Below are 18233 nucleotides of genomic sequence, written 5' to 3'. Positions count from 1 at the left end.
CACGCCCTGGCCGGTCGCCGGGCCGCATCCGCTCGGCGGGCCGCATCCGCTCAGGCCGGAGTGGACGTCCCGCGGGCGAGGTCGGCGGCGCCGACGATGCCGGCGGCCGAGCCCAGGGTGGCCACGACCACGTCGGCCTCCGGGCGGTGGCCACGGCCCGACAGCGAGGAACGGAACGCGTCGCGGGCCGGGCCCAGCAGCAGCTCTCCCGCGTCCGAGACCCCGCCGCCGATGACGAAGCGGCTGGGGTCGAGGATCGCGGCGAGACTCGCGAGCCCCTGGCCGAGCCAGCAGCCGACCTGCTGCAGGCAGCCCACCGCGGCCGGGTCCCCGGCCTGCGCGGCGGCCGTGACGTCGGGCCCGCTCAGCTCGTCGACGGTGCGCCCGGCCAGCATCCGCAACGCCGCCTCCGGTGAGGCCGCGGCCACCTCACGGGCGCCCCGGACCAGCGCCCGGCCGCTCGCGTACTGCTCCCAGCAGCCGTCGTTCCCGCAGCCGCACCGGTAGCCGCCGGGCATGAACTGCATGTGGCCCATCTCGGCGCCGATCCCGAAGGCGCCGCGGCGCAGCTGCCCGTCCAGGACGATGCCGCCGCCGATACCCGTGCCGACCGTGACGCAGATCAGGTCGCTGTGGCCCTGCCCCGCGCCGAACCGGTACTCGGCCCAGGCCATGGCGTTGCCGTCGTTCTCCACCACCACCGGCAGGCCGACCCGGCCCGCCAGCACGTCCCGCAGCGGCTCGTCCCGCCAGGCGAGGTTGGGGGCGAACAACACGGTCGAGCGGTCACCGTCGATCCAGCCGGCTGCGCCTACTCCCACGGCGCGGACGTCGTAGGTCCGGCGGAGCTCGGCGACCAGCTCGGCGACGGCGTCGGCGACCTCGGCCGGATCATGGCTCGGGGTCGGTCGGCGCGCGGAGGCCAGCACTTTTCCCTGGTCGTCGACGACACCGGCGGCCACCTTGGTCCCGCCGACGTCCACTCCGATCGCCAGGTCTCCGTCCCCCGCGGGGGCGGTCGCTGACCTGGTGGTCACTGGATGCTCACCTCACATCTATCTTCTGGACGCGGGGCCGGGGCGACCCCGCGGACGTGGCGGGCCGCTCGCCCGACTTTCCCTGCTTTCCCTGTTTTCGTGGTTCTACCGGGATCTGCTCCGGGCCGGCGGTGGTTTCGCCGTCGGACGCCCCCGATCCGGGCGCGGGCGCCGGGGTGGCGGCCCCCGCCGCATCGGGGGCCGGGGCTCCTGCGCCTGGCTCGCCGCTGGCTGTCGGGGCGGCGGCTCGGCGGCGGGCGTCCGCGGCCCAGACCCCCCAGGCAGCGCGGGCGGCGGCGCCCAGTGACACGGCGGCGTCGATCAGATGGCCGGTGACCTCGGCGTGCTCGCCGCGCAGACCCGCGAGCACCCGGCACACCGGGCACACGCAGCACGGACCCTCGTGACCACTGCCGGCCGGCCCTGCCGTGCCGCCCGCGGCCTCGTCCGGGTCCGCAGCCGCAGCCGCGTCGGCGTCGGGCGTGCCCTTCGCGGCGGCCATCCACTCCTGCACCGCGGCGGCCAGAAGCGCGGCCTCCTGGGCGAGCGAACCGACGACCTCGCGCGCCGGGCCGGATTCCGCGGGGCCGGATTCCGCGGGGCCGTTCACGCCCGGACCCAGCGGGCGGGATCGGGCACGAACGACACCGTGAGCCGGTCCTCGACGAGGCAGGCGTCGAACACATCGCACCGGCGCAGTGCCGCGGGGAGCGGGACATGGCGCCGGTCCGCACCGACACTCACGACGAGATCGTCGCCGACCCGGGCGAGATCCACCTCGGACCGGTCGACGAACGGCAGCTCGAACGACATCACGTAACCGTCGCCGGCGCGTTCCACCAGGGGAGCCGGGCCCGCCCCGGCGCGGTGACGGCTGAGCACCCCGGCGGGGTCGCGCCCGCCGTAGGCCGCGGCGCCGAACGCCGCCAGCTCCTCCAGACCGAGCGGCTCACCCGCCCGGTAGGCCGCCACGAGGACTGGCAGCGGGGCGACCACCGTGGCGATCTCGGCCAGCTGTTCGCGGTGCGCCGCGGCCCAACCGGCCCGCCAGGCGTCGCCGCCGTCATGGCCGATGACCCGGTTGACGACCACCGCGTCCACCCCGATGCCGTGCAGCGACAGGCCGCGCAGCGTGCGGCGGGCCTGCGCGAGCGCGGACGTCTCCGGCGTCAGCACCAGCCGCACGCTGGTGACCACGGGATCGGCGAGCAGGGCCCGCATCTCCTGGGCCAGCGCAGTCAGCCCGGACACCGCCTCGTAGGCGGGCCCGGCCATGGCAGCGAGGCGGCCGGCGAACCGGCCGGCCAGCGGCAGCGGCAGCGCCGGCCGCATCCACCGGGCGAGCGCGCCGTCGGGAGGGCCGAGTCGGCGGCAGCCCCAGGCGAGCGTCTCCGGGCCTGCCAGCAGACGCAGGGCCGCGCTGGCCGGGCCGGCGTCCACGACGACCACGTCGTAGCGGTCGGCCCTGATCAGGTCACGCAGCTCCAGCAGGGTGAGCACCTCCAGCGCGCCGGGCAGCCGCAGAAGCTCCTCGATCTCCAGGATGTCGATCCCGGGCTCGGGCGCCCCGGCGGTGATCAGCGCACGGACCTGCGGCCAGCGCTCGGCGAACGCGTGCCGCAGGTCGATCTGGAGCGCGAGGAGACCAGGCTCCAGCTCGACCTCCGCCGGGCCGAGCGGATGGTCGAGGACACCGGTGAGGCCGGCGGCGGGGTCCGCCGAGACCACCAGGGTCCGATGGCCACGCTGGGCCGCGAGAGTGGCCGTCGCCGCGGCGACTGTCGTGGTCCCGCCCCCACCCTTGCCCGTCAGGAGCACACACCGCACTGAACAGTCAGCTCTCGACGAGCTTCTCGACGTGCTTCTTGAGGTCCTTCAGCGCCGCGTCCACGATGCCGCCCTGGACCTTGCGGCGGAGCAGGGCCGGGATCTTGACCTTCAGCTCCACCGTGAGCTCGTAGGTGACCTCGGTACGGCCGTCACCGAGGTCACGCAGCAGGTAGCTGCCGTCCTGCGCGGACATCGCCTGGCCGGAGACGAGGGTCCAGCTGACCTGCTCGTCGCCCTTCCAGGTGTACTCGTTGACGAACTCGTCCTTCATGACGACCGCGTTGATCCGGAACCGGGCCTGGCGCGGGCGCCCGTCCGGCCCGACCTCCAGGATCTCCGCCTCCTCGATCTGCCCGACCCAGGTCGGGTAGGCGGCGAGGTCGGCGATCGTTCCCATGACGACGGCCGGCCGGGCTTCGATGACGATCGACGACTGCGCGTGGTCCACCATGAACCGTCCGCACCTCCACATCTCATCGCCCCGGCGGGACCGGCGGATCCGGTCATGGGGCCACTGGCGCCCGGCGCGGGGCGCCGGGCGACCCGTGCGGCCGACCCGTGCCCTGGGGCGCAGGACGAATGCCCGATCGATCGTTGAGGCTACCGGAACGTGAGCGCCGCGCCGGGTGTCCTACCACTCGAGGACGTACGGCGTGCCCCGCGCGTTGAAATGCCCGACGTTGACACACCGCGTGGCGCCGATCTCCAGCTCGGCGACCAGGGGCTGGTGCACGTGGCCGAACAGCACGTACTGTGGCCGCGTGGCGTGGATGGCCTCCAGGACCGCCTCGCTGCCGCGCTCGAACCGCTGGGCGACGGTGTCGTACACCAGCTCCGGCACGTGCGGCGGGATGTGGCAGCACAGGACGTCCACCGCGCCGACGGCCGCCACCTTGGCCGCGTAGGCTTCGTCGTCGATCTCGAACGGGGTGTTCATCGGCGTCCGCAGGCCGCCGCCCACGAACCCGAAGGTCCGGCCACCGATCTCGATGGTCTGGCCGTCCAGCAGGTGCAGTCCCTCGCGCAGGAAGTCGGGGTAGAGGTCCGGCCGGTCCACGTTGCCGTACGTCAGGTAGGTCGGCGTCGGGAAGGCCGCGAACATGGCTGCGTACTGGCGCCGGACGGCGGCCTCCACGATGTCGGCACGATCGCCGTCGAGGCTGCCCCAGAGCCTGCGGGACCATTCCCGCGCCTCGTCGAAACGCTGCTCCGTCCGCAGGCTGATCATGCGGCCCACGGCCTCGGCCCCGAACAGGTCGCCCATGATCCCGCGGCCGTGGTCGCGATAGTCGATGAACAGAATAAGATCACCGAGACATACGAAAGCATCGGCTCCTGCCGCTGCGCCGGGAAGCGCGTCCGACCTCCCGTGGACGTCGCTCACCACATGCACCCGCACTCCAGAGAGCTTAGGCGAGCGGCCTTCACCGGGAGCATCCGCGCCTGCCGGGCGAACACGGCACCCGGTCTGCTTCGCCGGGAACGACCCGAAATCCGGAACGACCAATGACTCGCCGTGGCGGCGCTCACAGGCTAACGTCACGGGACCCACTGTCGTCACATGGCAGAAAACCAGGCCCTCGATCCTCACCCCGACCGGCACCCGCAGGCGGAGTCCCCGGCCAGACGGCCCTGCCATCGAAGGAGTTCCCGTGCGCGAGTACACCTCTCCCGCCCTGGTCACGGTGGCCGATGACAGGACGCTCAGCGATGACGTCTTCGCCAACGCGGACCGGGTCCCGGACAAGGTCATCGTCCGTTACAAGTCCGGTGACGGGTACGCGGACCTGACGGCGCGCGAGTTCCGCGACCTCGTCGTCCGGACCGCTGCCGGGCTGGTGGCCCTGGGCGTGGGCCCTGGCGACCGCTTCGCGATCATGAGCCGCACCCGGTACGAGTGGACGGTGCTCGACTACGCGGGCTGGGTCGCGGGCGCGGTCAGCGTTCCGATCTACGAGACGTCGAGCCCCGACCAGATCGAGTGGATCATCTCGGACTCGGAGTCCGTCCTCGCCGTCTGCGAGTCGGAGGAGCATGCCGCCCGGATCGCCCAGGTCCGCGACCGCGTGCCCTCGCTGCGCGAGGTGCTCGTCATCGACGGCGGCGCGCTGGACACCCTTGCCGAGGCCGGCGCACAGGCGGGCATCGGGGTGGACGAGCTCGCGGCCGCCCGGTCCGACGTCACCGCGGCGAGCATCGCCACGATCATCTACACCTCGGGAACGACCGGGCGCCCCAAGGGCTGCGAGCTGTCCCACCGCGCGCTGCTGTTCAACGCGCTGGCCGGCGCGGCGACAACGCCGGAGCACTTCACCGAGGACGCCTCGACCCTGATGTTCCTGCCGCTGGCCCACGTGCTCGCGCGGACCATGCAGTGCATGATCATCAACAACGCGCGGTGCATCGCCTACACGCCGGACACCAACACGCTGCTGGCCGACCTCGCGCTGGTCCAGCCGACCTTCATCCTGGCGGTGCCCAGGGTGTTCGAGAAGGTGTACGCCGGCGCGCGGGCCAAGGCCCACGCCGACGGCAAGGGCCGCATCTTCGACGCCGCCGAGGCCACCGCGGTCGCCTACAGCCAGGCCCTCGACCAGGGCGGCCCCGGCCTCGCCCTCCGGTTGCGGCACGCCCTGTTCAGCCGGCTCGTCTACGCGAAGCTGCGGTCCGCCCTGGGCGGCAACATCACCCACGGCATCAGCGGCGGTGCCCCGCTGAGCGTCCACCTGGGCCATTTCTTCCGGGGCATCGGCTTCTTCATCCTGGAGGGCTACGGGCTGACCGAGTCCACCGCGGGGGCGACGGTGAACCGGCCCGAGTCGATGAAGATCGGAACGGTCGGCCAGCCGCTGCCCGGGGTCACCGTGCGCATCGCCGACGACGGCGAGGTGCTGATCCGGGGCGATCTGGTCCTCAGCGGCTACCGCAACAACGAGACCGCCGGCAAGGAGGCGATCGACTCCGACGGCTTCCTGCGCACCGGAGACCTCGGCTCCCTCGACGAGACCGGCCACCTGCGCATCACCGGGCGCAAGAAGGAGATCCTGGTGACCGCGGGCGGCAAGAACGTCGCGCCCGCTCCGCTGGAGCAGCGGATCGGGCAGCACCCGCTGGTCGGGCAGGCGATGCTCGTCGGTGACCGGCGGCCCTTCATCGCCGCGCTGATCACCCTCGACCCGGATGCGCTCGCCGCCTGGCTGAAGGAGAAGGGCCGCCCCGCAGGCACCACCGCGGCCAGCCTGGCGGGCGATCCCGAGATGCGGGCCGAGATCCAGCGAGCCGTCGACGCCGCGAACGCCATGGTCTCCCACGCCGAGGCGGTCAAGAAGTTCGAGATCCTGCCGCACGACTTCACCATCGAAGGCGGCGAGCTGACGCCGAGCCTGAAGGTCCGGCGCAACGTGGTTCTCGAGCGCTATGCGGAGACGGTGGAGAGCCTCTACTCCGCGCCCCGCGTGACCGCCTGACCTCTCTCATCACCGGGGCACCGCGCCGGAGCGCCGGAGCTGCGCCGCGGGCGCCGGCGCGCTCAGCCCCACAGGATGTCGCGCAGTTCTCCGGCCAGGACGTCCCAGCGCCAGCGCAGCTCCACCCAGGCCCGGCCGGCCGTGCCCATCGAGCGGGCACGGTCCGGGTCGGCGAGCAGGTCGCCGACCGCGCGGACGAGCGCGTGCAGGTCCCGCCCATCGACCACCACACCGGTCCGCTGGTCGAGGACCGCGTCCGGCGCCCCCCCGCTGCGACCGGCGACGACCGGCAGGCCTGCCGCCGACGCCTCCAGGAACACGATGCCCAGGCCCTCCACCTCCAGCCCCGCCCGGCGGTTGCGGCACGGCATGGCGAACACGTCACCGGCCGCGTAGTGGGCCGGCAGCTCCTCCCAGGGCACCGAGCCGGTCAACACCACGTGGTCGGTGACGTCGTTCTCCCGGACGAGCCTGGTGAGCTCCTGCCGGTACGGCCCGCCGCCCACGAGAAGCAACGCGGTCTCCGGGACCCGGCGGCGCAGTGCCGGCAGCGCCCGGATCAGCATGTCCTGCCCCTTGCGGGGAACCAGCCGGCTCACGCAGACGACCACCGGACGGCCATCGAGCCCGTAGCGCTTCCGGATCTCGTCGCGACCGTCACCGGGGCGGAACAACGACGGGTCGACGCCGCTGGGCAGCCGGGCCAGGTCGGGCCGAGGCCCGAGGGCCGGCGCGAGACGGATCCGGGTGTAGTCCGTCAGATAGGTGACAGCGTCCGTCGTCGCCCCGATACGTCGCAGCACCTGCCGGGCCCCGGGCAGTGCCGCCCACCCCACCTCGTGGCCGTGCGTGCTGGCCACCACCCGACGGGCCGGCATCTCCCGGCGCAGCCGCGCTCCCAACAGGCCGAGCGGCGCCGCCGCACCGAACCACAGGGTGTCGCACCGTTCCGCCCGGGCGATCTCCCTGGCCCGGCGGAACACGTCCCGCGTGGGCAACATGAGCGACGTCGGATGCCGCACCACCGGGAACGGCGCCGCGGCGTCGAACTCGGCGGCTCCGCGCCAGGCGGGCGCGTACACGACGATCTCGTCGGACGGCAGTCGCGAGGCGAAGTTGTGCACATACGCCTGGATCCCACCCGGACGGGGCGGAAAATCGTTGGTCACAGCGAGCACACGCACGCCGCCATGCTCCCGCATGGCCCGGGCGAGGCCGCGGCTGGGACGCGCACCACCTCCCGTCGGCACCAGCGGGTACGCCCGATGACACCTCATCGCACCCGGCTGCGCACACAGAGCGTTCCCCGCCGCGACTGCCGCCCCCGGCGGACTGTCAGCGACACACCGCTGGAGCCGCATGTGTGCGGACCGGCACGACTCAGGCTGCTCGGAAACGGCGCGGCATACGAATCAGCCCCGCGGCGGCGAGGACCTCGATCGCCCGGCGCTCGTCGTCGTCCCAGTCCGCTGTGGTGTGCGGCGCCGCCAGCAGGAAACTCACCACGCAGTCCTCGCAGGCGGCGCTGCTCCGGGCCTCACACGTCTCACAGTCGATCAGCATCGTGCTCACCTCTCGTCCTTCACCCACCCGAGGCCGCCGGTGCCCACAGGGGCCCGCCGGTCGCGGTGGAACCGGACACCAGTTCGACACCGGTCACGCTAGGAGAGGGGTACGACAGTTTCTGGACCGCCGGAACCGGAACCGCCGGGGCCGCAGCCGCGGGCCTAGCGGTCCAGCCTGGACAGCATGGCGTCCGAGGAGACCGCGCGGGCGCCCAGCGAGGCGCAGTTCTCGGCCACCTCGCGGTCGGAGGTCACGACGGCCACCGGCCGCCCTGGCGGCTCGGCGCGGACGAGACGTCTGATCTCGTCGTCGGCCAGCTCGCCGGCCTGGCTGAAGACGACCCGCACCCCGCGCGGCATCGCGACTCCGACCGGCCGGGCGACGACCGCCGTCGCGTCGAAGACGACCGTGACCTCGGTGTCGAGGGCTCGGCCCGCAAGCGCGCCGAGCCCGGCCAGCAGTCGCGCGCGCTGCGCCTGCAGCGTGAGGGCACCGTAGCCACGCTTGGTCACGTTGTAACCGTCGATGATCAGGTGCAGGCCCGGGACGGCCAGGACATCGTCGATGATCGCCGGATCGTCCTCGGCTCGCCCTCTCCCGCCGACCCCGGAGAACGGGTCGAAGCCGCGGTCGTTCTCCGGCCTGCTGATCAGATCGGCGGGCCGCACGACCGTCGTCGGCAGGGAGAGCTCGCGACGGACACCGTTCGCCGCCGCCATCAACGTGTCGAGCAGCACCCGCAGCCGCGCCTCGTCCATGCTGCGGGAATCCCGGCTGTCCCGGCGGGTCGCGGACGCGGCGGCCTCCAGCTCGTGCACCCGCGCGCGCAGCCGCTTGGCTTCGGCCCCGCTGTCCCGCGCGGCCTGTGCAGCGATGTCCCGCGCGGTCTCCGCGGCGACGCTGACCTCCCGGGCCGCGATCTCGGCGCGCCGCACCCGGTCCCCCGAGGCCCGCAACCGGCGACGGGCCTCCTCCGCCTCGGCGCGGGCCTCCTCGAGCTGGGCACGCAGCTGCTCCTGCTCGGTGCGGGCGAGCCGCCGGACGGCCTCGATCTGCTCCTGTAGCCGGCTGATCTCCCGGGTGGCCTCGTCCATCCGCGCCGAGGACACCTCCTGCGCGGACGAGCGCGCGGCCTCCTCGACGAGCGCGGCCCAGTCGGGCAGACGAAGGATGTAGGCGATCGCGGCCATCTGGGCCGGGGGCGCGGCCGGAGGCGGGCCGTCCGGCGCGGTGATGGCGGTGACGAGGTCCGGGTTCGTCCGGCGGACCCACTCGGCGACCCGGCCGCGGAAGTGCGCGTCCTGCTCGATGGCGGCGGCGAGCGGCACGGCACCCAGCCGTGCGCGGCGCGACGCCTTGAAACGACGGACAGCGACCAGACTGGCCGGAACCACAGCGTCAGCGAGTTCGGCCAGCGCCTCCGCCGCGTACACGACGACCTGGGACCGCACGTCGACAGGAAGCGTCTCGGTCATCGGGGCGACCCGGCCGACCGCGCGCCGCGGATCGCCCTGGGCCGACGCGGGCGTCGGGGCGGGACCACAGGCACGGGAAACTCCGGAACAGGCGACGACAGCGACGGTCCAGAGTATCGGTCGCCCCGTCCGGGCCGCTCGGACGCCTTCCCCGCAGCCCACTCCGGCCAGCCGGACGGCAGGGGACGCCAGCAGGAACGTCGTGGGGCACAGCCGGGAACACAGCCGGGAACCAGATGGTGACCAGGACGGTCCGCCGCTCACCGAACGCCTCGACAGAACGACGGGCAGCACCGGGTGGAATGTCATTCGGGCCGCCCTCGGCGCGATCCTCGGCAATCGGCACCAGGCCATCTGGCTGGATGCGTGCACCTGACATCACCGTCAACGCCGTCATCGCCCGTCGCGCCCGACATCTGCGCGAACCCGGAATCCGCAACGGAAAGACACCCATTGTGGCCGGCGATATCCGACTTATGTAATCTCGCCGTGTTTATCGTGTGCTCCGCCCGTAGGAAGCGCGGCGGGGGCTGTCGAGAGGACCTCCGTGACCGACCAGACCCCCCCTGGCCACCCCCCGCCCGGTCAGGACAACCAGGAGACCTGGCGAGCGCCCAACAGTTCGTGGCAGCAGCCGCCGGCCTCGGATAGCCCGGCTGGCGGCGGGTCAGCCACGCCGCCGCCAGCGCCGGCTCCGCAGTGGCCGGCCCCGGGCGGCACGCCGGCCCCGGGGCCGCAGGGGGACGGCGGCGGGTGGCCTTCCACCACGCCCGCGGCTTCCTGGGGTGCTCCGCCCGCCGCCGGAGCGTCACCGGAGAGCTCGTGGCCGGGCGCCGGGCAGCAGCCCCAGCAGCAGTGGCCCCAGCAGGGCGCCGACACGCCGTGGGGCCAGCAGGGCCAGCAGGGCACCGGGTGGCAGCAGCCCGCCGGCCAGCAGGGCCAGGCCGGCAGCGGCTGGCCGACCCCCGCGGCGCCGGGGCAGCAGGGCACCGGCTGGCAGCAGGCCCAGGGCGGCTACCCGGGCCAGTACCCGCCCCAGGGCTATCCCCAGGCACCGCAGCAGGGCTACCAGCAGCCCGGCTACCAGCAGGGGTTCCCCGAGCAGCAGCCCGGAGGCTGGCCGCAGCCGGGCGGTACGCCACCGGGCGGCCGCCGCAACCCAGCGATGATCATCGTGCCGCTGGCGGTCGTCGCCGCTGTCGTTCTCGGCGTCATCATCGCGCTCTCCGTAGGCGGTGGTGACGATCCGGAGCCGACCGCCTCCGGCTCCACCCTCGCCCCGCGGGCCGTCCCGACCGGCCCCACCCTCCCCGATGTGACGACGCTTCCGGGCGGGTCGGTCCCGACACAGCCCGCGGCCGGGGCCCAGCAGCCCGGGGCGCCCGAGGGCTGTGTGCCGGTCACCCCGGCGGGCCCGCCGCCCGCGGGAGTGGCGGGCGTCGGCGGGGCCGGAACCGTCACGGGCAACGCGCGGTCGTCGGTGAGCGACTTCGAGGCCAAGGTCACCCTGAACTCGATCTGCAGCTCGACCGGCCGCGTCGAGGAGTACGGCGACCCGCCGAGCCGCGGCGCCTTCTACGTCGTGAACGTCACCGTCGAGGTGTCCCGGGGCGAGACGTCGGCGGCGCCGTCGGACTTCTACGTCCAGACGGAGGACGGCAGCCGCTACGACGGCGAGTTCACCTCGGTGGAGCCCGATCTGTACACCAGCGACGTCAAGGCGGGGCAGAAGGTGACCGGCAACGTGGTCATCGACGCACCGGCCGGCCATCACAAGCTGAACTGGGAGCCGCTGTTCGCGGTGGCACCCGCGACGTTCCAGTTCTGACAGCGAGTTCCGGCCGCCCGCCACGGTCGTTCTGACCGTGGCCGGGCCGCCGGCTCCCGCGACGCCGCCCGCCCGCCCGCGTGACACCGCCCAACCGCGAACGCCGCCCGCCCGTCCCAACCCCGCGCCAACCGGCCTGCCCCACTCCGCGGCGGGCAGCGCCCGCTGCGGTCACGCGCCAGCCGGCGCGGACAGCGCCGCGCGCAGGCGCTCGGCGACGTCGTCCATCATGGCCGGGTCCGGACTGCTGTCGGCCAGCGCGAAGCTCAGCTGCGACTCCGCCTCGATCGGCACGAGATGAATGTGGGTGTGCGGCACCTCCAGGCCCGCGAGCATCGCCGCCACCCGGCGGGGCCGGAAGACCGAGTCGATGGCCCGCCCCACGGTCGCCGCTGCGCTCCACACCGCGCTGAGCACCTCGTCGGGCAGGTCGATCCAGTGGTCGACCTCCAGGCGCGGGACCACGAGGGTGTGACCGGGCCGAATGGGCGCGATGGTCAGGAAGGCGACACTGGCCTCGTCCGCATACACGATGCGACCGGGCAGCTCGCCGTTGATGATCCGGGTGAAGACACTGGCCATAACGGGACCCTACCGAGATCACCGCAGACGCACGCGGAGGTCATCAGACCGGGGGCCGGTCAACAGGCTGGGAACAAATCACCTGAATCGTGACCAATTCCTACCAAACAGGCACGACAAGGCACGACCCTTTGCTGTAGGACACGCCGGAGACACACCGATGCACCAACGAACCCGGCGATACGGAATGATGCTTCAGGTGGCCAGGTTTGAGACGAACGGCATCAGGGTCGCTCGAATCAGTGTTGACTGCACCGACGTGGGTGTCATGGTCCGTTTCTGGGCCGCCGCGCTGGGTTACGAGATCTCCGAGCAGGCCGGCGATGCCGCACTGCTCCGCCATCCCGCCGGCGCCGGGCCGAAGCTGCTGCTCCGCCGGCGGGCCCGGCCGCGGCCGCCGCGATGGGCGGGCCGCCGCAGCAGCCGCCGGGAGGACCGGGCGGAGGAGGACGAGGAGAACCCCAACCGCCTGCACCTGGAGCTGTACGCCGTCGACGCCGAGCGGGTCATCGGCTGGCTCGCCTCGCTGGGTGCCCAGCAGCTGGCCCGCTACGAGGCACACGGGGAGACCGGCTACGTTCTGCGCGACCCGGAGGGCAACGAGTTCCGGGTGATGAACGCGGGGCCCACCGCCTTCGCCCGCCCCTTCTCCTGAGCTGCGCGTACCGGCGTATCGGCGGGCAGGCCTGTCGTACCCGCCCCCTAGGGTGTGTCCGGTGCGTCCCGTCCCCGCCGACACCAGTTCCGCCGGCACCAGTTCCGCCGGCACCAGTTCCGCTCGCGCCGACGGCCCGCCGCGCCAGGCGAGCCTGGCGGAGCTCGGCCGTCCGCTGTCCGACCTGACCTTCGTCGTCGTCGACCTGGAGACCACCGGCGGTTCGCCGGCGACGGCGGAGATCACCGAGATCGGCGCCGTGAAGGTGCGGGGCGGCCAGGTGCTGGGCGAGATGTCGACACTGGTCCGGGCGTCCGGCCCCGTGCCGGCGATGGTCTCGGTGCTCACCGGCATCACCGACGTCATGCTGGCAACAGCGCCCGCTCTGGACGAGGTCATGCCGACCTTCCTGGAGTTCTCCCGGGGCGCGGTGCTCGTCGCCCACAACGCGCCGTTCGATCTCGGCTTCCTGCGCGCGGCGGTGACGGCGTGCGGCTACCCCGTCCCCGCCTGGGAGCACCTCGACACGGTGCGGATCGCCCGCCGGGTGGTGACCCGCGACGAGACTCCGGACAACCGGCTGGAGTCGCTGGCGATGCTGTTCGGCAGCGCCAGCCGGCCGACACACCGGGCGCTCGCCGACGCCAGGGCGACGGTCGACGTCCTGCACGGGCTGTTCGAGCGGCTCGGCAACCTGGGCGTCACCACGATCGAGGATCTGCGGGAGTACAGCGCGCGGGTCTCCCCCGCCCAGCGGCGCAAGCGGCACCTCGCCGACGGGCTGCCCACCGGGCCCGGCGTCTACGTGTTCCGGGACGGAACCGGCCGGGCGCTCTACGTCGGAACGTCGCGGTCGGTGCGGTCCCGGGTGCGGACCTACTTCACCGCAAGCGAGCCCCGCACCCGGATGGCGGAGATGGTCGCGGCGGCGGCGCGGGTCGACGCGATCGGCTGCGCACATCCGCTGGAGGCGGAGGTCCGCGAGCTCCGGCTGATCGCCGAGTACAAGCCGCCCTACAACCGACGTTCCCGCCACCCCGAGCGGGTCGTCTACCTGCGGCTCACCGACGAGCCGTATCCGCGGCTGTCCCGCGTGCGGTCCGTCGGTGACGGCGTGGCGTTCCTGGGCCCCTTCGGCAGTACCCGGGCGGCGCAGGAAGCGGAGACCGCACTGCTGGAGGCCGTCCCGCTGCGCCAGTGCAGTACCCGGCTCTCGCCGCGCCGCCCGACGGCGGCCTGTGTGCTGGCCGACCTCGGCCGCTGCGGCGCGCCCTGCGACGGGCGGCAGAGCGGGCCGGAGTACGCCGAGGTCGCCGAGCAGGCACGCCAGGCGATGACAGGTGACCCGGGCCCGGTCCAGGAGGCGCTGGAGGAGCGCATCGCGCGCCTGGCGGCCGACCAGCGGTACGAGGATGCCGCCGAGGTACGCGACCGGCTGGCCGCCTACCTGCGTGTGGCGGCGCGCCGGCAGCGCCTCGTCGCGCTCACCGCAGTTCCGGAGATGGTCGCCGCGGCGCCGACCGCCGACGCCGGGTGGGACCTGTCGGTGATCCGCCGCGGGCGGCTCGTCTCCGCGGCCTCGGTGCCGCGCGGCATCGACCCCCGGCCCTGGGTCGACGCGGTCGTGGCGAGCGCGGAGACCGTACGGCCCGTGCCGGGGCCGACTCCCTGTGCCTCGGTGGAGGAGACCGAGCGGATCGGCCGGTGGCTCACCGGGCCCGGGGTCCGGCTGGTCCGGCTGGAGGGTGAGTGGAGCTGGCCGGCACACGGCGCGATCCGCGCGGCGAAGCGCTTCGCGGCCCCGCCCGCCTGAACGCCGCGGACATGACGAAGGGCCGCTCCCGACGGTCGTCGGGGGCGGCCCTTCGGAGGCCTCGTGCGCGTTCCGGCTCCTCCGAGCGCCGGAGCCGCCCGCGGCAGGCGGAACAGCTCCGGGCGACCCGGCGGTCAGTGCCCAGCGGTCAGCTGGTGCACGGCGGTCAGTGCTTGGAACCACCGCCCACCGGAGCGTCGCCTGCCGGCTTCTCGGTCTCCTCGGTGAAGAAACCGCCGACGGCCTTGCCGGCACGATGTGCCAGGCCCTTGCCGTGGGCTCCGTCCGCAGCGCCGGCCGGCAACGGGATCCGGTCGGTCGGGACCTGCGGGTAGTCGGAGACCGGCGACGGCTTCGGCCGGTGGTCCTCCACGAACTCACCGTTGGCGAGCTGGCGGATGATACCGGTCTCGATACCGTGATGCGCGATCTCCGCGTCCCGCTCGTTGAGCGAGATGCACAGCCGCTTGGTGACGACGTAGGCGATCGGCGGGACCACGATGAGCCCGATCCGGCCCGCCCAGGTCATCGCGTTCAGCGAGATGCTGAACGTGTGGGCGATGATGTCGTTACCACCCGAGATGAACAGCACCAGGTAGAAGCTGAGGCTCATCGCCCCGATCGCGGTGCGGGTCGGGGCCTCCCGCGGGCGCTGAAGCAGGTTGTGCGAGGCCTTGTCCCCGGTGAACTTCGCCTCCAGGAACGGGTAGAGCGCCGCCAGCGTGAACAGCACACCGGGCAGCACCGCCGTCGGCCAGAGCACCGCCGGGATGGTGTGCCCGAGCCCCCTGAACTCCCACGGCGGCATGAGCCGGGTGGACCCGTCCAGGAAGCCGATGTACCAGTCGGGCTGGGACGCCGCGCTGACCTTGGCCGGGTCGTACGGGCCGAACGTCCAGATCGGGTTGATCTGGGCGAGACCGCCGAGCAGGGCCAGCACCGCGAAGGTCAGCATGAAGAAACCGCCGGACTTCACGGCGAACACCGGGAAGACACGGTGACCGACCACGTTGTGCTCGGTCTTGCCCGGGCCGGGGAAGTCGGTGTGCTTCTGGTGCCACAGGATGCCCAGGTGCGCCCCGATCAGCGCGAGCAGGATGCCCGGCACAAGCAGGATGTGCACCACGTACAGCCGCGGGATGAAGTTCTCGCCGGGGAACTCGCCGTTGAACACCAGGAACGACGTCCAGGTGCCGATCACCGGGATCGACTGGGCGATCGAGGCGGCGATCCGCAGGCCGGTGCCGGAGAGCAGGTCGTCCGGCAGCGAGTAGCCGGCGAAACCCTCGACCAGCGCGAGCATCAGCAGGACGATGCCGATCAGCCAGTTGACCTCACGCGGCTTGCGGAAGGCACCGGTGAAGAACACCCGCATCATGTGGGCGATGATCGACGCGACGAAGACCAGCGCGGCCCAGTGGTGGATCTGGCGGAAGACCAGCCCGGCCCGGGTGTCGAAGCTGATGTCCAGCGTCGACGCGTACGCGCGGCTCATCTCCACGCCCTTGAGCGGGACGTAGGAGCCGTTGTAGATGATCTCGACGTTCGACGGGTCGAAGAAGAGCGTCAGGTAGATCCCGGTGAGCAGCAGGATCATGAAGCTGTAGAGCGCGATCTCACCGATCAGGAAGGACCAGTGGTCCGGGAACACCTTGTTGAAGTTCCGGCGGATCGCGCCCTGCGTCCCGAACCGGTCGTCGATGGCCCGGTTGACCTTGCGCGCCGGAGTCGGCCGCTTCTGGAACTTCGGGACGGGTGCCGATGCGGTGGTCATGAGCGCTCCCAGAACGCGGCGCCGACGGGCTCGGTGTAGTCCCCGTCACGGGCGATGAAGTAGCCCTCGTCATCCACCGCGATGGCGAGCTGCGGCAGCGACCGGCTCGCCGGCCCGAAGATCGCCCGACACCCGTCAGGCACGTCGAACACCGACTGGTGGCAGGGGCAGAGCAGGTGGTGCGTCTGCTGCTCGTAGAGGCTGACGGGGCAGCCCGCGTGCGTGCAGATCTTCGAGTAGGCGACGTGCCCGTCGACAGCCCAGTTCTCGCGGCCCTGGCGCGGCTTGTTCACGCCGGGCTCCAGGCGGATGAGGATCGTGGTGCTGTCCGCCTTGCTGTGCAGGTCCAGCTTCGGCTCATAGGAGAGGCTGCCGTCCGCCTCCTTCACCGGGATGGCCGGGAGCACGGTCTCGATCCCGCCGATCGCGATGTCGCCGAGCTTGACATAGCGGCCCTGCAGGTTGACGAGGCGAGCGCCCTTGACCCAGTGCGTGTGGTCGAGCTTCTTGCCGGGCTTGCTGTTGGTCAGGTTGAGCAGCGGCACCACCACCAGCCCGCCGAGGATCGTGCCGGCGGCGAGCAGGCTGCGCCGCAGCAACGGGTACCGGGCGAGGCCGGTGTCGGCGAAGCCGAGCGCGACCTCCTCCTCGGTGACCGCGATCTCCTCCTGCGGGGAGGTGAACTCGTGCCGCTCCTGCACCGCCTGCTCATGCGGCATCAGGCGCTTCGCCCAGAGGATCATGCCGACCCCGAGGCCGCCGACCGCCAGCCCGAGCGCGCTGCCCATGGCGGGCGTGTAGTACTGCGCGTGCTTGTCGCCGACGAAGTTGGTGATGATGAAGCCCACCGTGCCGACGATCGAGATCGTGAACCAGAAGGCGATGAGCCGCTCGGCGCGCCGGGCGGCCCGCCGGTCGTACTCGGCCGTGTGCGGCGCGCGGGGGGTGACTCCCCCACCGCCGCCCGTACCCTGCGCGGTGGCGGTGGCGGTGGCGCCGCCGGACCGCATGACCGTCGTCTCCGGGGTCTGGGAGGAGTCGGTCGGGTTCGGCGGGGTCCCGAGCACCTCGGGCCCGTCGTGCCCCGCGCTGACATCCGGGCCACCGGCACGGGGGTCGGAGTCGTCCTTCGGGCGCCCCGAGGTGTCGACAGGGTGCTTCGTCCTCTTGAAAATGCTGCTCATCGAATCCTGGTCTGCCTTGTCGGCCGGTTCTCCCTGGTAGCCGGCGTAGTGCATGCGCCGTTGCGGCGAGTCCGGCGTCAGGTCGTCGCCGTTGTCGTCGCCGTCCGCGGCCACTGGCCCGTGCGGGCCCTTCTCGGCGCTCACAGCTTCTGCCTCGCGCCGATCCAGAGGCAGACGCCGAGCAGCGCGCCGAGACCGATCACGATCGCGACCAGACCCTCGGGAACCGGGCCGTACTTGCCGATCGAGGCGCCACCGGGTGCGGGGGCGTCCTGGAGGTGGCGGACGTACGCGGCGACCGCGACGGCCTCCTCCTCGTTGATCTGGCCGGGCCCGAAGACCGGCATCGACTCCGGACCGGTCCGCATCGCCTCGACGACCTGGTCAGGTGTCGCCTGACTCAGGGACGGGGCGAACTTGCCGTAGGTCAGCGGGGCGCCGGCGCCGGCGGCCTGGTGGCACTGGGCGCAGTTCGCCAGGAAGAGCTCGCCACCCTCGGCGAGGTCGGCGTCGTTGAGCTCCTCACCCGTCAGGTTCGGAACCTCCGGGCCGCCGCCCAGCGACTGGATGTAGGCCGCTACCTGGTCGATCTGTGTTTCCGAGTAGAGCGGGTCCTTGCGGTCGGCCTGTGCCGCGGGAGCGGCGAGCGGCATACGACCGGTGGACATCTGGAAGTCCACCGCGGCGGCGCCGACACCGATCAGGCTCGGCCCCTGGGTGGATCCCTGGGCGTTCAGGCCGTGGCAGGTCGCGCACCCCTGGGCGAACAGGGCGCGGCCCTGGCGCACGGCCTCGTTCGCGTCCGGAGTCTCCGTCGCGTTGCCCCCGGGAGCGAGCACCGTCCACATGAACCCCGTGGCCAGCAGGCCGAGGAGCAGGACGATGGACGACGACCGCCGACGGCGGCGCACGGAGGCCGACCGGGATCGCCGGGCCTTCCTCACCGAGACGAGCCGGGGTCTGCCGGCCGCGCCCGCGGACGAGGACGCCGCGGATTCGGATGCCTTGGATGTGGTCATGTC

The 18233-nt window shown here is 72.7% G+C and carries 16 protein-coding genes; 4 read left to right on the top strand and 12 right to left on the bottom strand.

Annotation, left to right across the window (positions count from 1 at the left end; genetic code table 11):
- Window positions 1-50: 50 nt before the first annotated feature.
- The 5 genes from B207_RS0107200 to B207_RS0107180 form a co-directional block, all read right to left on the bottom strand.
- Window positions 51-1037 carry an ROK family glucokinase gene (locus tag B207_RS0107200; RefSeq protein ID WP_018635850.1) on the bottom strand — a complete coding sequence of 329 codons (987 nt, stop codon included), beginning with the start codon at window positions 1035-1037 and terminating at the stop codon, window positions 51-53.
- 7 nt (window positions 1038-1044) lie between these two features.
- Window positions 1045-1647, bottom strand: a complete 603-nt coding sequence (locus tag B207_RS32950) for a hypothetical protein (RefSeq protein ID WP_018635849.1) — start codon at window positions 1645-1647, stop codon at window positions 1045-1047.
- Window positions 1644-2864 (bottom strand): ArsA family ATPase, encoded by a 1221-nt coding sequence (locus tag B207_RS0107190; protein WP_026310778.1) that lies wholly within the window; start codon window positions 2862-2864, stop codon window positions 1644-1646. Before B207_RS0107190 ends, B207_RS32950 begins: the two co-directional genes overlap by 4 nt.
- A 7-nt stretch (window positions 2865-2871) precedes the next feature.
- Window positions 2872-3318 (bottom strand): SRPBCC family protein, encoded by a 447-nt coding sequence (locus B207_RS0107185; RefSeq protein WP_018635847.1) that lies wholly within the window; start codon window positions 3316-3318, stop codon window positions 2872-2874.
- Between the two features lie 180 nt (window positions 3319-3498).
- Entirely contained in the window at window positions 3499-4266 is a 768-nt protein-coding gene (locus B207_RS0107180) for a metallophosphoesterase family protein (protein WP_026310777.1), read from the bottom strand.
- Window positions 4267-4519: 253 nt separating this feature from the next.
- Here B207_RS0107180 and B207_RS0107175 point away from each other — a divergent pair, with 253 nt between their 5' ends.
- Window positions 4520-6334, top strand: a complete 1815-nt coding sequence (locus B207_RS0107175; protein WP_018635845.1) for an AMP-dependent synthetase/ligase — start codon at window positions 4520-4522, stop codon at window positions 6332-6334.
- A 62-nt stretch (window positions 6335-6396) separates the two neighbouring features.
- Here the strand turns inward: B207_RS0107175 and B207_RS0107170 are convergent, their stop codons facing one another.
- The 3 genes from B207_RS0107170 to B207_RS0107160 form a co-directional block, all read right to left on the bottom strand.
- Window positions 6397-7518, bottom strand: a complete 1122-nt coding sequence (locus B207_RS0107170; protein ID WP_026310776.1) for a glycosyltransferase family 4 protein — start codon at window positions 7516-7518, stop codon at window positions 6397-6399.
- 196 nt (window positions 7519-7714) lie between these two features.
- Window positions 7715-7897 carry a hypothetical protein gene (locus B207_RS0107165; protein WP_051102460.1) on the bottom strand — a complete coding sequence of 61 codons (183 nt, stop codon included), beginning with the start codon at window positions 7895-7897 and terminating at the stop codon, window positions 7715-7717.
- Between the two features lie 164 nt (window positions 7898-8061).
- Window positions 8062-9375, bottom strand: coding sequence for an NYN domain-containing protein (locus B207_RS0107160; RefSeq protein WP_018635842.1), 1314 nt, complete (start codon window positions 9373-9375; stop codon window positions 8062-8064).
- 547 nt (window positions 9376-9922) lie between these two features.
- On the opposite strand from B207_RS0107160, the gene B207_RS0107150 reads away from it, so the two are divergent.
- Entirely contained in the window at window positions 9923-11203 is a 1281-nt protein-coding gene (locus B207_RS0107150; RefSeq protein WP_018635840.1) for a DUF4352 domain-containing protein, read from the top strand.
- Window positions 11204-11374: 171 nt separating this feature from the next.
- Here the strand turns inward: B207_RS0107150 and B207_RS0107145 are convergent, their stop codons facing one another.
- Window positions 11375-11785 carry an HIT family protein gene (locus B207_RS0107145; RefSeq protein ID WP_018635839.1) on the bottom strand — a complete coding sequence of 137 codons (411 nt, stop codon included), beginning with the start codon at window positions 11783-11785 and terminating at the stop codon, window positions 11375-11377.
- A gap of 187 nt (window positions 11786-11972) precedes the next feature.
- Here B207_RS0107145 and B207_RS0107140 point away from each other — a divergent pair, with 187 nt between their 5' ends.
- Both B207_RS0107140 and B207_RS32945 read left to right on the top strand, forming a co-directional pair.
- A complete protein-coding gene (locus B207_RS0107140; RefSeq protein WP_018635838.1) occupies window positions 11973-12440 on the top strand; it encodes a VOC family protein in 468 nt (155 codons plus the stop codon).
- A gap of 61 nt (window positions 12441-12501) precedes the next feature.
- On the top strand, window positions 12502-14253 hold the full coding sequence (locus B207_RS32945) for a DEDD exonuclease domain-containing protein (protein ID WP_018635837.1): 1752 nt from the start codon (window positions 12502-12504) through the stop codon (window positions 14251-14253).
- A 166-nt stretch (window positions 14254-14419) separates the two neighbouring features.
- Here B207_RS32945 and qcrB read toward each other — a convergent pair whose 3' ends face one another.
- The 3 genes from qcrB to qcrC are packed head-to-tail and all read right to left on the bottom strand — an operon-like array spanning window position 14420 to window position 18230.
- The gene (gene qcrB, locus B207_RS0107130; protein WP_018635836.1) at window positions 14420-16027 is read right to left on the bottom strand and encodes a cytochrome bc1 complex cytochrome b subunit; all 1608 of its coding nucleotides are present in this window, start codon (window positions 16025-16027) and stop codon (window positions 14420-14422) included.
- On the bottom strand, window positions 16024-17355 hold the full coding sequence (qcrA, locus tag B207_RS0107125; RefSeq protein ID WP_018635835.1) for a cytochrome bc1 complex Rieske iron-sulfur subunit: 1332 nt from the start codon (window positions 17353-17355) through the stop codon (window positions 16024-16026). The genes qcrB and qcrA overlap by 4 nt, the downstream gene beginning before the upstream one ends.
- Complete coding sequence (qcrC, locus tag B207_RS0107120) at window positions 17352-18230, bottom strand: cytochrome bc1 complex diheme cytochrome c subunit (RefSeq protein WP_051102459.1); 879 nt, start codon at window positions 18228-18230, stop codon at window positions 17352-17354. The genes qcrA and qcrC overlap by 4 nt, the downstream gene beginning before the upstream one ends.
- Between the last annotated feature and the right edge of the window lie 3 nt (window positions 18231-18233).

This window comes from Parafrankia elaeagni, from assembly GCF_000374165.1.
Lineage (GTDB): Bacteria > Actinomycetota > Actinomycetes > Frankiales > Frankiaceae > Parafrankia > Parafrankia elaeagni.
Note: the sequence above shows the minus strand (reverse complement) of the source record. Positions and strands in the feature narration are given on the sequence as shown.